Genomic DNA, 14,105 nt, shown 5'->3' on the forward strand with positions numbered 1-14,105 from the left:
GCCTCGGCGTATTTTGCGATGGCGGAGCTCGACCGCCGGTCGAAGTGATGGTGGATTTCATCGAGGCGCATCGTGATGCGCATGGGGTCGAGGCGCGCGTTCGTCGCGCCCCTTTCGCGCGCGATCTCGATCAAAGGGCCGTTTTACCGCGCCGGGCTGGCGCGAGGCGACGATGCTGGCATCTTCGGTCATAAGCGTAACGCTCCCTCGGGAGGTTGTGGCAGAGTTCATCACCCGCCTCGATACGCCGCCTACTCAACCCTTATCATCCCTCCTCGGCCCTAGCTCTCGTTTGGCGGAGGAGGCCCAGGCCATTGGGTACGCATTCTCAAGGCCCTGGCCGATCCAGGCGGCCCACCCGGGCCACGTTCCCTTCGCTCAGCTCTCCGCAAAGACCTCGTCAATCATTTGTGCGTAGCGTGCCGCCGAGCCGGGCATCTCTCCTCCGAGCGGGGGGCGGGACCGCGGCGCGCGCGCCAGGACCGCGCGCACCCGATCCACGAAGTCCTGCCGGTCAGAGGCGACCTGGACATCCTCATGCTCCGACATCCCCGAGACCTCGGTGGTCACGACGGGCAGGTTGTAGGCGCGGTACATCTCCAGCTTGAGCGGGTTCATGAACCGTGAGACCTCGTCGTCGAGATGCGGGATGATCGCCACGTCGCAGCGCAGGCACAGCGAGGCGGTCTGAAGCTCTGTGAGCGCGCCCCAGTAGACCACGTTGTTGTTGTCTTTCAGCGCCGCCTCGATCTGCGCCGTGGCGCGACGGCCGCTGCCCGCTATGTGTAGCCGCGCGCCGTCCAGCATCGCGCTCAGCATCTCTATGAGCTTCCAGTCGATCCGGTCGTTCAGATTGCCGCTGTAGAAGATATCGGCGGGGCCCTCAGTCCTGAGAGCGGGCATAGGAAGCGACAGCGCGTCGTCCGGCACCTGATACCAGTTGGGGATCACCGAGAGGCGCGCACCAACCTCGGGGGGCACGAAGCCCGCATCGGAGAAGAAGGTCCGGTTGTTCTCGGAGTTGAACACCGTCCGCCGCGACGACCGCAGCAGGGCAGCGTATTGCATCACGCTGTCGGCATGGGTGTTGGTCTGCCAGGAGAAGTGGTTGTCGACCACGTCCGCGATCACTCGATAATCGTCGAGGATGCGGGCGATGTGCTTGTACATCCTGATGATCGGAAACAGGATCATCACCCCGTTGTCGGGGAAGATCCGCTCCTCCATGAGGTAGTCCGAGAACCTGTCCTCGACCTCCGAAAGTCTGGAGCACGAGATGCTGTGATACTCCACGCCGTCGGTGCCGAACGGCCTGCGCCGGTCCTTGTCACGCATGGCCTGCGCCTGGATGTGGAAGTCTGAGTTGAACTCCCCGCGGCCCGCAAGGAGGCTCTCAGCGGTGGTGTTGTGGCTCAGTTCCAGCACGATAACCCGAGCGGCGGGATCAGTTCGCTTGTAGGAGCGCGCGATCTGGTCGATGCGGCGCCCGTAGATCCCTGCATCGGTCTGCTTCCAGATCAGCAGCACCGTCTTTCGCAGCGGGCCGCGCGTGGGTGTGTCATTGACGGCGAGCGTGTGCAGAAGCTCGGTGCCCCCGCGCGCTGCCTCCGAACCAGCGACGCGCTCGAAGACCTCCGAGGCTCCCTCCACCGAGAAGTCGCGGGGCAGCGTCGGCGGCGTCTTGCGCGAGAGCGCGGCCCCGAGCTGCTGGGTGAAGTCCTGCGGTGAGAACAGGTAGACCCCGTCGATCCCCGCGAGATCGGCCACGCTTTCGGAGCGGGGCACGAGCACCGGCTTGCCATGGGCCAGCCCATCCCCGATTTTGGAAGAAATCTGGTAGGTCTGGACCGCGGCGTCGTCGGCGCTGGTCGGATAGCCGGTCAGCACTGCGTCGAAGGTCGCGATGTTGCGGGAGAGCTCATCATAGGGGATCGTACCCTTGGTCGTCGCACCGAGCTCCTCCAGGGTCTGGCGCAGCGCCGGGGGATTATAGGTCCCATAGATGTGGAGCGCGATCTTGCGCCCTGTCCGCCAGCTGAAGTGCTTGATCGCGCGAGCGGCTTCGATCAGGCCCTTATGCGGGCGCACCGTGCCGATGAAGCCGACTGTCGCGAAGACCTCCTCCTCCGCCTCCTCGGGCATGGCGGGCGCGTTGCTATCTTCGGCGGCGGCCGCCACGCTCTCCTCGGAGTCTGGCGCCGTCTCTGGTGGCTGCGGCGCGGGCTCGGGCGGCGGCAGGTCGGAGATGTCGACCTCGCGGCGCGCGTGGCGCACCAGCTCGGCGCCGCGCTCCTGCGCCAGGGTGGCGCTGGCGGCGGTATGGCAGGCGAACTCGCGCGACAGCACCTCGGTGAGCGGGGTCGTCAGCCGCCCGTAGAAGCGCAGTCGCGCGGCGTTGCTCGACGAGAAATGCGCTTCGTTGTCGTCATGGTCGACGATGACACGGGTGTTTTCGCCAATCAGTTGGCTGGCTAGTTCGAAGGCGGGCAGGCGTTCCTTACTGATCCAGACCGTGTCGAACACGACCCCGCGGGCGCGCAGCGCGCGGTGGAAGACGTGCCGCTCGACCCATGGAATCGCCAGCAGGGTGATGTTCTCGCGCAGTAGCGGCTCCCATATGCGGGTCCCAAACTCTTCGAACTGATAGGTGATCAGCACGGTGGGCCGGGTCTCGCGGGCGATGTCGTAGAGCACCTTGGCCCGCCCGATCGGGTTGTGTCCGCCCTCCCAGCAGACGATCGCCGTTGCGCCGGGTTCGCGCGAGAGGCGCGCGACCTGGTTCAACTGGCTCAGGACGTTCTGGGCGAGTTTGGTGGCCTGGGCGATTTTTTCGGCTATCTTGAGCAGGCGGCCGCCGTCGAACCCGAAGAGTTCGACCCGCTCGCCGGGGGCGATCCGCGAGATTAGGAACTCGAAGCCGCTGTTGGGATGCAGGCCCGTCACTTCTTCGACATCGGGGCGGGGTTGGCCGTGAGCCTGCGGAAAGGCGTAGCGGCCGCCTATCAGCAGCACGGGCGTCACGTTTCCGGTTACCGAGGATATCCAGCCGATGATCCGGTCCTCGCCGATGGCTTCAATACGTCCGTCGACCGAGTTCTCGATAAATTTCTTCAATTCAATCTACCTTCCGAAGAGCCATTCAACGATCCGGGGCCGGCGGATGCGGGGCGCGCCCACGCTTGGCCCGCGTCCGGGACTACGCGGCGGGCTGAGTGGCGGCAACCGCGAAGCGCTGCCTTCGGCCGTGCGCGGGCCTGCATCGCCTCGCATAGGGCCGGGTCGCGGGCGGCGGTTTGGCACCTGCCGCCGGAACTGAGTGCGGCGCGCAGCCGGGCGACGGTACTCTTTGATCCGGCGCGGCCCTCGAACATTCGGCGGTCCTCCTCCTCAATCGTGGCCCGCTTCTGCTCTCGATGGGATTCAAGCATCGTGATGCGCTCCATGACGTCGCGATCGACGGTGTCGGCGCTCTGCTGGTGACACTCGGGCTTGGCGCAGCGGGTCACGTGGACCCGGCGCTGTTCCGACAGATCGGCGTCGGCGGCGCGAAGGCGCGCGACCTCGGGGCGCAACTCCACGAGTTGACCCTGCGCCGCCGCCTCCGTGCTGACGCCCAGCGTGACCAAGCTTTGCGGGCGCAGGTCGTCCATCGGCGAGAACAGCGGCGGAAAATCCGCCTGGAACTCGAAAGCGGCGATGCATTTCCGACGCCAATCGATTTCGCTGCGCGAGACGGGAAGCATGGTGTCCAGGCTGGGCGGCGAGGCTTCCGGCTTGGGTGCGGTCTTGGGGCTCATCTCGCAGGCTCTCGGGCAGAGGGTCTGGGGCAGCGCCCCTTCGAGGAGCGTGCGCATGTCGAGGCATCATAGACGGATATTATGTCGAGGTGCGCAAGGCCTATCTGGGCGCCCATCTGGACCATCACAGGATGCGGACCGAGGGGCGGCGGAGGGGGCCTTGCGCTGGCCCGGCGACCCGGACGAACGGCCCTCTCTAGTGCCCGCGTTGATGCGGCCGGACCACGCCCGCGCGGCAGTCTTCCGCCCACGGCGGACACGTCGTGGTTGGAGAGCAGCCGATCATGGTCCGCGGCCTGAGCAGAAACGCCGACCGCGCTCTCCGGTGAGGGCGCGCGTGTCGATCAGGACTTGCCAGAGGAGGCGAGCGCCGGGCCGCTCCGTCTGCTCAGGCGCTGAACGGGTCTTGCGTCACGGCTTCGCCCTCGAAGGTCACGTGGGGGAAGTGGTCCCGCATGCTGTGCATGTAGACCCCCGAGATTTTACCGTAGTTATTGTCGAGGAGGACCGTCTCGATCCCTGCCAGCCCCGCGGCGATGCCGACATGCAGGCGGTTCGTCCTGACCGTCCGTCCAAGCCTGACGAACTCGGCCAGCATCCAGGCGGCCTTCTCGGCACCTCCGGGCAAGACGCCGAAGCGGAAATAGGTCGAAGCGTCGAAGTTCCGCCCCTGGCGCTTGACCGTCCCTTCGGCGCCACCGCGGATGCAGGACAGGTCCTTGCCGCGCAGCGCTTCGGGCGAGATGCCGGCCTTCTCGGCAACCATCTCGGCAAATTCCCCCGCGAAGCCCTCCGCCTGCGCCTGCGCGTCGAGCAGATCGAGATCAGCATAGAGCCCCAGGTCGTGTCCGAAGTGCACTTGGGCCCGGGCGGCATGACGCCTGGCATGTTCGAAGCTCAACGCCTCGCGGCAGAACAGGACGGTCTCGGGCGGAAGCTCGGCAAGGAGTTCCTCGTTGCCGCGCACCGAGTGCGGCAGCAGGACGACGCGGTTGGCGCGCCCGATGGCGGCGCGCATCAGGGTGGCCATGGTGCTGTAGAGCGGGACGAGGTTTCCGCCCCCGCCCAGGAGGATCGTCCGGCCCTCGACCCGCGCTAGGTGCTGCGGCGCGCTCATGACCTCGTACTCGACGCCGTAAGTCGCCAGCAGCTGGTAGGTCGCCGCGGCGATCAGCGAGTCGCCGGCATTGCCGTGATTGGGGACGTAGATCACTGTCTCGCCCGACAGCTCCTTCAGGAGCGCGACGAGATCGGCGTTCTGATCCTCGAAGCGGGAGCGGAGCGCGGTCATATCACGAGCCCTGTTCGGATGGCTGCACAAGCGACCATTCGTTGACCTGCTTATCCTCCATACCGGGGCGCGACTTCACGTTCATCCAGATGTCGGCGATGCTGCCGACATCGATGGCGATGCCGCCGCGTTGCTTGATGAGGGTGCAGTAGCTCTTCGAGAGGATGCCCGCAGCGACGATGTAAATCGTGCCCGGCGCGGGCGGGGCGATCTCCTCGCAGATCTTCTCGTAGACCTCCGGGTAGTGGCCGATATCGCCGTCCAGGCCCCGGCGGCGCTTGGTCTGGTGAGCGATCGAGGCCTGCATCGGGGTCAGGTGCTCGGTGACGGCCCCGATGTTGCAGCGCGCCTTCATCAACCCGGCCAGTTCCTCGTAGCAGGTGATGAAGCCGACATGCGGCCGGTCGGCGAGCAAGGTGAAGTAATGCGGCAGCAGCGAGCGGCTGACCCAGGTCGAGGTCCAGCTAGCCTGCGACAGTCGGGTCAGGTCGTAGCCCTGGCCGAAATAGTTATAGACCCCGCGGAAGCCGCATTTGCCGCGAACGTCGTAGGTCTCGCCATAGCCCGAGAAGCTCTTCTCGACCGAGTTGCGCTCGGGCGCGCCGATGCCGTCGGCCGCCTCGCAGGCCTCGACCACGATCCGGGTGAAGGTCTCCAGTTTGTCGACCATCAGGTCCTTGTTGCCGAAGTAGATGCTGGAGATCTTGGCCAAGTTGTAGCGCGCCAGATCGGGATAGATCCCGAGGCTGGAGAACAGGACGTTGCCGTCGGCATCGCCCAGCCGGATGTAAGATCCGGGCTCGCCCTTGTCGGCCTTCTCCTGGATCTCCTTGAGATAGGCCACGCCGCTCTGCGCGTTGGGGATCACCGCTCGGCAGGCGGCGTGGACGCGATCGACCTGGGCGAGCGTCTCATCCAGGTCGATCTCCTTTGAATAGGAGAAGAATTGCTCGGCTGCCTTTTCGGGCGGCGGGCCCCAGAGGCCGGTCCCGAGACCATAGCTGTTTGTCAACTGGTTTCTCCTCCCTGGAGGTGTGAAACGTAGGCTCAGACGGGTTGCGCCGTCATTCCCGCATGCCGCGGCCGGAAGAAGGCGGTCGTTCCCGCCCCTCCCCGGAGGCGTGGCGCGCGCGACACAACGGAAATGTCGCCCGGTAAGGCTCCACCCGATCGGGGGCCGGCCACGTCTGCCTAAGTTTCAAGGGTTTGTTCCGTTCGTAGAGGGTGCCTCGACTGCGCGGACACTGGCGTATTGCGGATATGGGGTCAAGTGGCCCCCCCGGGGGGGCGGAGGGCCCTGTCAGAAGGGTGTCCCGACGCCTTCGGGGACGCGACGCAGGAGGTGGGCGACCCGCTCGGCGAGCGCGCGGGGGCGGTCGCCGAGCGGCCCGGCAGGGACGTGGACCCACTGGCCGGAGACGTCCAGCACTGAGATCTCGGCGGCCGCAGGCAGGCCGACGATCAGGCTGTGGCTGAAGCGTCCGTCGAAGGCCGTGTGCACATAGGCGCGTAGGAGCAGGTTCGCGAAGGGCCGGTGCGCGCCGGTCTGCGGGGATCGACTTAGCCGGGAAGGGCTTGACCTCGGCGCTTTCGTCCGACCGCAGAGCGGGCAGGCACCCGTGATTCTGGTCTCGAGCGCGGCCGGCGGCGGCGGCATTCGCATCCGCACACAACCGCCCCCGTTCGCCGTGCGGGTCAGCCGAGTGTCGACCCGGACGGGCGACCCGCCCGGACCGGGCCTCAACTCGGTGGGCAGCCCGTCCTCCAGGACGATCTCGCTCTCGGCGGGACACCGGCCCCTGCGTGCGGGTCGTGCGGCTTGAGGGGGCCGAATTCTGTTTGACCATCCCTCGGACCGATGTCGGGGGAGGGGGCGCCGGGGTCCAGGAGCGCGTGTTGCATCGTCGAAACCCGATCTATACGAGTCGGCCCATGCCGTTCTTTCGCTCGGGCGATAAGCTCATATACTTCATACACGTACCGAAATGCGCTGGGACGTCGGTCGAGTTCTATCTGGCCGAGCGGTTCGGACCGCTGGCTTTCAAGGACTCGGAGCACTACCGCCGCCCCGAACGCGAGCGATGGTCCAAGAGCTCGCCGCAACACGTCTTGCTGCCCGATCTGACCCGGCTCGTCCCGCTCGAGATGTTCGACGCGATGTTCGCGGTGGTGCGCCACCCGGTCGACCGCATGGCCTCGGCCTATCTCTTCAAACGCGAGGTCGAGCGCCAGGTCCCGCCCGAAATGAGCTTCGATGCCTGGCTCGATGGGCTTGAGGCCGTGCGCGCGGAGGATCCCTACGCCCTCGATAACCATGTCTGCGCGGCCGTGGAGTTCGTGCCCGAGGAGGGGGCTGCGGTCTTCCGCCTCGAGGATGGTCTCGGCGCGCTGGTCGAATGGCTCGACACGCAGGTTGGCTCGGCCGACGGGCCGCGCGAGATCGGGCACAAGCAGAACCGCGCCAACTGGTACGCCCGCCGCAACAAGCCCACCGCGGAGTTCTCTGTCGGCCCCGAGGCACGTGCGCGTATCCGCGAGATGTACGCCCTAGACTTCGAGCGCTTCGGCTATGGGATCGACGACGAAACCGCCTACTGAGAGCGCCGATCAAGATCTCGATTGGGGCATTTGGTGGTATCGCCTTTGTCCTTCCTGAGGCCGCCCTGAGTATCACGGTGGGCGCATGATCTGACGGCTCGACTGCTTTGGGTTGAGCTGCCGCTGACCATTACGCTCAAAAGGTATCCCTCGGATGGGGGCGTGACAAAGGTTGGCGGAGCGACTGCAATCCGGCATGCTCGGGCGCGGCAGTCGATCCGCTTTCGCGGCTAGGTTTCCTGTTTGGGTGTGCTGGCGATAGCACGGTCGGGTTGATGCGCGGGTTCGGACTTCGCGGGTGACCCCGCTCGACGGCATCACTTTCGCGACCGGCATCATCGGCTCGGTCGAGTTGACCGCCGAGGCGCTGGGCGTGATGCCCACCGGCGCAACCGATGGCCCCGGCGGACAGACCGCCTATGTCGCGACCGGCTCCCACGGGCTGGCCATCGTGGACACTGCCGGCTTCCGGGCTCCGATCCTCCAGGCCGAGCTCGACCTGCCTGCCATTGCCGAGCAGGTCGCCGTCGATGCGGCGCGATGCCGAGCCTATGTCGCGATTGGCGCGGGCGGATTGCAGGTGATCAATGTGATGCCCTTCAACGCCAGGGGCGTGGGCCCCAGCGTCAGTTTCGATGTCGAGGCCGCGGATGCGGATCCCGGCCGCGCCGGAATCCAGGTCGAGGAGGGCGCGCAGATCTGCCTGTCGCGCGACATTTCCGACGATGTGCAGTTGCGCAATGTCGAGTTGCCGCTCGACGGCCGGGTCTTCGTAAACGACGTCTCTGCGCCGTTCGAGCTGGCCTCCGACGTGCCGACGCTGGCCAGCCTCGCGGATGATCGGATGGAGATCCTGCTGCGGGCGACGGATACCGGCGGCAACGCGACCGTCACTGATTTCGCCACGGTGCTGGTGATCGAGGACATCACCGCGCCCGCGTTGTCGGCGCGACGCCCGAAGGCGAGCAGCTTGTGTTGACGCGGACCGACGCGATCACCGTCGCCTTCTCGGAGCGGATCGACTGGGGCACGCTCGGTGCGGCGGACTTCGCCCTGACCCGCGTGGGCGGACGGGGCCGAGATCGTCGCCAAGGCGGTCGCCTGTCTGGTCGGCCTGCCGGAACGGGCGCTCGGCCGCCATGAGATCACCATCGACCTGGATGGCGTGACCGACCTCGCGGGCAACGAGATCGGCCTGCGGGGTATCCCGCGGCTTCAAGGTCGTGGACGCGACCTCCGTTTGGCAGAGCCCCGCCGGCGGTGTCTGGGAAGACCTGACCAATTGGAGTGGGAACCGCCTGTCCACGGCCGAGGATGTCGTCGCCATCGTTCTCTTGGACGGGGGCAAAGCGAGGCTGCGGACGGAGGCGGAGGTCGCGTGGCTGCGGCTCGACGGCGGGCTGCGCGTCACCAATGGCAGCCTGACGACGACGGACCTGGAAGACGCACGGGGCGCTCTGATCCTGGATGGCGGCGGCCTGGCCCATGCGACCGTGACCGGCCGCAATGGTTTCTCGGTCGAGTTCGAAGGGTTCAGCATCGTGCTCCGGGACGTGACGTCGGAGGTCGACGCGACGGCCGGGCGCAGGACCGAAATCGACATGCTCTATGTCGAGGACTCTATGTCGAGGAGGGTTTGACCGTGAACGGCACGCCCGCGGTCAGGATGGAGGATTCGGTCCCGACCAACCTGCAATTCGAGGGCGCGCAATCGCTGGACGGTGGCGGAGAGGTCCTGCTTCGGGACGACGAGGCCTATGTGTCGCCCAACCGTCAGACGTTCGGCACGCCCGAGCGTCTGGCCATCGGGCCGGACATCGCCGTCCGCGGGGACGGGGCGCTTTTCGTCTACGATGTCGAGGATGCGATCTTGATTCTGGGCGCCGCGGGGGGGCGCGACCCTGGCCAGCCGGGACGCCTTCGTCCTGACCGGCGCGGCGCGGACGGAGATCGGGCTGGATGCGGAGGGGTCGGGACGGCTCGACCTCTCGGGCGCGGCGACCCTGGCGCTGGAGATTGCGGAGAGGGTCACGGCAGTCCTCGGCGACCGGTTCGAGAGCGCGCAGCTCACGGGCGACCGGACGGGTGCGTTCACGTCCTTCGAAGGGTTCGAGCTGGAGGGCGATCTGGCCTGCGTGCTTTTGACCGAGACCGACAGCTTGAGCCTGGAGGTCACGACCTAGACTGCCGCCTTCCTCTGAGCCGAGCTGGGGCAGCGCGCTCGGCCTGCGCATCTCTCCAAGTTTTGTTGATTGACTGGTCAATCAATATCCGGCAGAGCTCTCCGCAGGAGGGCCGCCATGCCGAGAACAGGAACCGAAGCGCCGCGCCGGGCGGCTCTGGTCGATGCGACGATCGCCGAGATCGGCGCTTGCGGGTCGCTCGAGGTCACGGTGGGTTCCATCGCGCGCCGCGCCGGCATGTCCACGGCCCTGGCGCATCACTATTTCGGCTCCAAGGACCGCATCCTGGCCGCCGCCCTGCGCCACCTTTTGGTCGAGCTCGACGCCGCCCACCGCGCCGCCCGCGCCGGCGCCCGCACGCCCCGCGCGCGGCTCGGCGCGGTGATCCGCGCCTGTTTCGCGCCCGAGAGCTTCCGCCCCGACGCGGTCGCGGCTTGGCTGGCCTTCTATGTCTCCGCGCAGGCCGGAGGGGAGGCGCGGCGGCTCCTGCGGGTCTACCGCGCGCGGCTGCGGTCCAACCTAGTGGCGGCGCTCCGGCCCCTGACGGACCGGCCCGAGGACTTGGCCGAGACGGCGGCCGCCTTGATCGACGGCCACTACATCCGCGAGGCGCTGCGCGACGAACCCGCCGACGGCGCCCGGCTCGCGGCGCGGGTGGAGGCGGCCATGGACCGGCTGCTGACATGAGCGGGGGCAGGGGGGCTTTGCCCCCCGTCGGCCGGGGGCCGACTCCCCCCAGAGTATTTTTGGCCAGAAGAAGGAGCATCGGATGATCGCCCAGCCTGTCGCCAGCCATTTCATAGATGGCGCCTATGTCGAGGACGCCACCGGGGCGGAGCTCCTGTCGCTCTACCCGGCCACCGGCGCGCCGGTCGCGCGGCTGCACGAGGCGACGCCGGCCCTGATCGACCGCGCGCTCGCTGCCGCTCAACGCGCGCAGGCCGAATGGGCCGCGACCGATCCGACCGCGCGCGGCCGCATTCTGCGCCGGGCCGCGGATCTGATGCGCGCCCGCAACCGGGAGCTGTCGGAGTTGGAGACGCTCGATACCGGCAAGCCGCTCCAGGAGACGCTGGTGGCCGACGCGACCTCCGGCGCGGATGCGTTCGAGTTCTTCGGTGGCCTCGCGGCGGATCTGCGCGGCGACACGATGGGGTTCGGGGGCGACTGGGCCTATACGCTGCGCCGCCCCTTGGGGGTCTGCGTCGGGATCGGGGCTTGGAACTACCCAACGCAGATCGCCTGCTGGAAGGGCGCGCCGGCGCTCGCCGTGGGCTGCGCGATGGTCTTCAAACCCTCCGAGACGACGCCGCTCTGCGCGCTCAAGGTGGCGGAGATCCTGACCGAGGCCGGGCTGCCGGCAGGGCTCTATAACGTGGTGCAGGGGCGCGGCGAGGTCGGCGCCGCGCTGACCGCCGATCCCCGCGTGGCCAAGGTGTCGCTGACCGGCTCTGTGCCCACGGGACGCCGCGTCTACGCCGCCGCCGCCGCCGAGATGAAGCAGGTCACCATGGAGCTGGGCGGCAAGTCGCCGCTGCTGATCTTCGACGATGCCGACCTGGAGGATGCCGTCTCCGGCGCGATAAACGGGAATTTCTATTCCTCGGGGCAGGTCTGCTCCAACGGCACGCGAGTTTTCGTGCAGGCGGGGCTGCGTGACGCTTTCCTGGCCCGCCTGACCGAGCGGCTGGCGGGCGTCGTCACCGGGGATCCGTTGGATGAGGCCACGAATTTCGGGCCGATGACCACCGAGGCGCAGATGAACATCGTGTTGGACCACCTGGAGCGCGCCCGGGCCGAGGGGGCCCGGGTCGTCGCGGGCGGAGGGCGCATGGAGCGGGAAGGCTGGTGGATCGAGCCCACGGTCCTGACCGACCTGACCGACGACATGATCTGCGTCCGTGAGGAGATCTTCGGGCCGGTCATGTCGGTCCTCAGTTTCGACACCGAGGAGGAGGCCGTGGCCCGGGCCAACGACACGCCCTTCGGACTTTCGGCCGGCGTCTTCACCCGCGATCTGGCGCGCGCGCATCGGGTCGTCGCGCGGCTCAAGGCCGGATCCTGCTGGATCAACCAATACAATCTGACGCCCGCCGGTCTGCCCTTCGGCGGCTCCAAGGCGTCGGGGATCGGGCGGGAGAACGCGCGGGTCACCTTGGATCACTTCACCGAGGTGCAGTCGGTTTATGTCGGCATGGGCAAGGTGGAGTCCGCCTTCTGATGCGGGCCGATTACGTCATCGTCGGCGCCGGCTCCGCCGGTTGCGCCATCGCCTACCGGCTGGCGGAGGCCGGAAAGTCCGTGCTGGTGCTGGAGCATGGCGGCACCGATGCCGGCCCGTTCATCCAGATGCCGGGGGCGCTCAGCTTTCCGATGAACATGGCGCGCTACGATTGGGGCTACCGGAGCGATCCGGAGCCGCATCTGGGCGGCCGCCGTCTTGCCTGCCCGCGCGGCAAGGTCATCGGCGGGTCCAGCAGCATCAACGGCATGGTCTATGTTCGCGGTCATGCCCGCGACTTCGACCATTGGGCGGAGCAGGGGGCCGATGGCTGGGCCTACGCGGACGTGCTCCCCTACTTCAAGCGGATGGAGAACTGGGACGATGGCGGCCATGGTGGCGATCCGGCCTGGCGCGGCACCGACGGGCCGCTGCACGTCACCCGCGGCGCGCGGGAGAACCCGTTGGTGCGGGCCTTCGTCGAGGCGGGGGTGCAGGCGGGCTTCGGCGAGACGCGCGACTACAACGGCGAACGGCAGGAGGGCGTCGGCCCCTTCGAGATGACGGTGAAGGGCGGGCGCCGCTGGTCGGCGGCTAATGCCTATCTGAAACCCGCGCTGCGCCGTCCGAATTGCGACCTGATCCGCGCCTTCGTGCGCCGCGTGGTGATCCGCGAGGGCCGTGCGGTGGGGGTGGAGATTGCTCGGGGCGGCCGCGTCGAGACGGTCGAGGCGGGGGAGGAGGTGATCCTCGCCGCCTCCGCCATCAACTCGCCGAAGGTCCTGATGCTGTCGGGCGTCGGCCCCGCCGGCCATCTGGCCGAGCATGGCATCCCGCTCGTCGCCGACCGGCCTGGCGTGGGCGCCAACCTGCAAGACCACCTGGAGGTCTATGTGCAGCAGGCCGCCAGCCAACCCGTCAGCCTGTTCCGCTACTGGAACCTGCTCGGCAAGGGCTATGTCGGCGCGCGCTGGCTGTTGACGCGCACGGGGCCGGGCGCGTCGAACCAGTTCGAGAGCTGCGGCTTCGTGCGGTCGCGCGCGGGGGTCGACTACCCGGACGTGCAGTTCCACTTCCTGCCCATCGCCGTGCGCTACGATGGGCAGGCGGCGGCGGAGGGGCATGGCTTCCAGATCCATACCGGCCCGATGCGCTCCGAGAGCCGGGGCCGGGTGCGTCTGACCTCCGCCGATCCCGAGGCCGCCCCCTCGATCTTGTTCAACTACATGAGCTGCGAGAGCGATTGGCGCGATTTCCGCACCGCGATCCGGCTGGCGCGGGAGATCATCGCCCAGCCGGCCTTCGACCCGTATCGGGGGCATGAGATCCAACCGGGAGAGGCCGCGCAGTCCGACGCCGAGATCGACGCCTTCGTCCGGGAGCATGCCGAGAGCGCCTATCACCCCTGCGGCACCGCCCGTATGGGGCGCCGGTCCGATCCGGACGCGGTCGTCGATCCGGAGTGCCGGGTGATCGGCGTGGCGGGCCTGCGCCTGGCGGACAGTTCGATCTTTCCGCGGATCACGAACGGCAACCTCAATGCGCCCTCGATCATGGTGGGGGAGAAGGCGGCGGATCACATCCTCGGCCGCGCGCCGCTCTCGCCCTTGAACGCGCAGCCTTGGATCCATCCGGAGTGGCGGACCGCGCAGCGATAAAGACGGGTCAGGTCTCGTCGATGGGGGAAGACGGGCGGGAAGTCGAGCCTTTCCGGGATCGGCCTTCTATCCGCGTTGCGCGGCATGCGTCCCTCCGTCGCCAGCATCTCGGAACGCTTCCAGGTTCGGCTCGCCGCTGTCCCGCGGGCGGGGCAAGCAGCCGCTCCGGGTTCGGTTTCGGGCACGCCTTCGCGCATTGCGGTGAGAGCTCTCTGCCGCGATGACCCGCAGCGACAGGCCGTCGAGCCTGAAGTCATTGAGGATCTCAAGCCAGGCGGCGACCAGGGCTGGTTTGAGAGCCCCGTGGTGACAGGTCTTTCTCCGCAGGCTCGGATGCCTGCACTTTTCTTCGCCCGA

11 protein-coding genes and 1 other annotated feature are annotated in these 14,105 nt (G+C 67.7%); of the genes, 6 read left to right on the plus strand and 5 right to left on the minus strand.

All coding sequences use genetic code 11. From position 1 onward, the window contains the following. Positions 1-5: 5 nt before the first annotated feature. Positions 6-113 (plus strand) — a sequence feature (AL1L pseudoknot). A 265-nt stretch (positions 114-378) separates the two neighbouring features. The 5 genes from DTQ71_RS19270 to DTQ71_RS19290 all read right to left on the minus strand — a co-directional run bounded on the left by DTQ71_RS19270 (position 379) and on the right by DTQ71_RS19290 (position 6,589). Continuing rightward, positions 379-3,114, minus strand: a complete 2,736-nt coding sequence (locus DTQ71_RS19270) for a glycosyltransferase (RefSeq protein ID WP_109565936.1) — start codon at positions 3,112-3,114, stop codon at positions 379-381. Then, positions 3,111-3,854 (minus strand): hypothetical protein, encoded by a 744-nt coding sequence (locus DTQ71_RS19275; RefSeq protein ID WP_109565937.1) that lies wholly within the window; start codon positions 3,852-3,854, stop codon positions 3,111-3,113. Before DTQ71_RS19275 ends, DTQ71_RS19270 begins: the two co-directional genes overlap by 4 nt. 331 nt (positions 3,855-4,185) lie before the next feature. Beyond that, positions 4,186-5,088 carry a polysaccharide pyruvyl transferase family protein gene (locus DTQ71_RS19280; protein WP_109565938.1) on the minus strand — a complete coding sequence of 301 codons (903 nt, stop codon included), beginning with the start codon at positions 5,086-5,088 and terminating at the stop codon, positions 4,186-4,188. Position 5,089: 1 nt separating this feature from the next. Further along, positions 5,090-6,100, minus strand: coding sequence for a hypothetical protein (locus DTQ71_RS19285; protein ID WP_109565939.1), 1,011 nt, complete (start codon positions 6,098-6,100; stop codon positions 5,090-5,092). A gap of 288 nt (positions 6,101-6,388) precedes the next feature. Further along, positions 6,389-6,589 (minus strand): hypothetical protein, encoded by a 201-nt coding sequence (locus DTQ71_RS19290; RefSeq protein WP_109565940.1) that lies wholly within the window; start codon positions 6,587-6,589, stop codon positions 6,389-6,391. A gap of 431 nt (positions 6,590-7,020) precedes the next feature. Between DTQ71_RS19290 and DTQ71_RS19295 the strand changes: the two genes are divergently transcribed. From DTQ71_RS19295 to betA, 6 genes are all read left to right on the plus strand, one after another. After that, positions 7,021-7,686, plus strand: coding sequence for a sulfotransferase family protein (locus DTQ71_RS19295; RefSeq protein ID WP_109565941.1), 666 nt, complete (start codon positions 7,021-7,023; stop codon positions 7,684-7,686). Positions 7,687-7,984: 298 nt separating this feature from the next. Further along, positions 7,985-8,665 carry a hypothetical protein gene (locus DTQ71_RS19300; protein ID WP_109565942.1) on the plus strand — a complete coding sequence of 227 codons (681 nt, stop codon included), beginning with the start codon at positions 7,985-7,987 and terminating at the stop codon, positions 8,663-8,665. Between the two features lie 244 nt (positions 8,666-8,909). Beyond that, positions 8,910-9,326 carry a hypothetical protein gene (locus DTQ71_RS19305; RefSeq protein WP_109565943.1) on the plus strand — a complete coding sequence of 139 codons (417 nt, stop codon included), beginning with the start codon at positions 8,910-8,912 and terminating at the stop codon, positions 9,324-9,326. Between the two features lie 660 nt (positions 9,327-9,986). Further along, complete coding sequence (gene betI, locus DTQ71_RS19310) at positions 9,987-10,556, plus strand: transcriptional regulator BetI (RefSeq protein ID WP_109565944.1); 570 nt, start codon at positions 9,987-9,989, stop codon at positions 10,554-10,556. Positions 10,557-10,638: 82 nt separating this feature from the next. Then, the gene (gene betB, locus DTQ71_RS19315) at positions 10,639-12,090 is read left to right on the plus strand and encodes a betaine-aldehyde dehydrogenase (RefSeq protein WP_109565945.1); all 1,452 of its coding nucleotides are present in this window, start codon (positions 10,639-10,641) and stop codon (positions 12,088-12,090) included. Further along, positions 12,090-13,748: a choline dehydrogenase gene (gene betA / locus DTQ71_RS19320; RefSeq protein WP_109565946.1), complete on the plus strand. Its 1,659-nt coding sequence runs from the start codon at positions 12,090-12,092 to the stop codon at positions 13,746-13,748. The genes betB and betA overlap by 1 nt, the downstream gene beginning before the upstream one ends. Positions 13,749-14,105: the final 357 nt, after the last annotated feature.

Origin of the sequence: Jannaschia seohaensis (genome assembly GCF_900116765.1) — a bacterium.
In the GTDB taxonomy this organism is placed as follows: domain Bacteria; phylum Pseudomonadota; class Alphaproteobacteria; order Rhodobacterales; family Rhodobacteraceae; genus Jannaschia; species Jannaschia seohaensis.

Bases quoted from the DNA above. Each gene is read 5' to 3' on its own strand.
- betA (WP_109565946.1), top strand. From the start codon at position 12,090: ATGCGGGCCGATTACGTCATCGTCGGCGCCGGCTCCGCCGGTTGCGCC.
- betB (WP_109565945.1), top strand. From the start codon at position 10,639: ATGATCGCCCAGCCTGTCGCCAGCCATTTCATAGATGGCGCCTATGTC.
- DTQ71_RS19280 (WP_109565938.1), bottom strand. From the start codon at position 5,088: ATGACCGCGCTCCGCTCCCGCTTCGAGGATCAGAACGCCGATCTCGTC.
- DTQ71_RS19275 (WP_109565937.1), bottom strand. From the start codon at position 3,854: ATGCGCACGCTCCTCGAAGGGGCGCTGCCCCAGACCCTCTGCCCGAGA.
- DTQ71_RS19295 (WP_109565941.1), top strand. From the start codon at position 7,021: ATGCCGTTCTTTCGCTCGGGCGATAAGCTCATATACTTCATACACGTA.
- betI (WP_109565944.1), top strand. From the start codon at position 9,987: ATGCCGAGAACAGGAACCGAAGCGCCGCGCCGGGCGGCTCTGGTCGAT.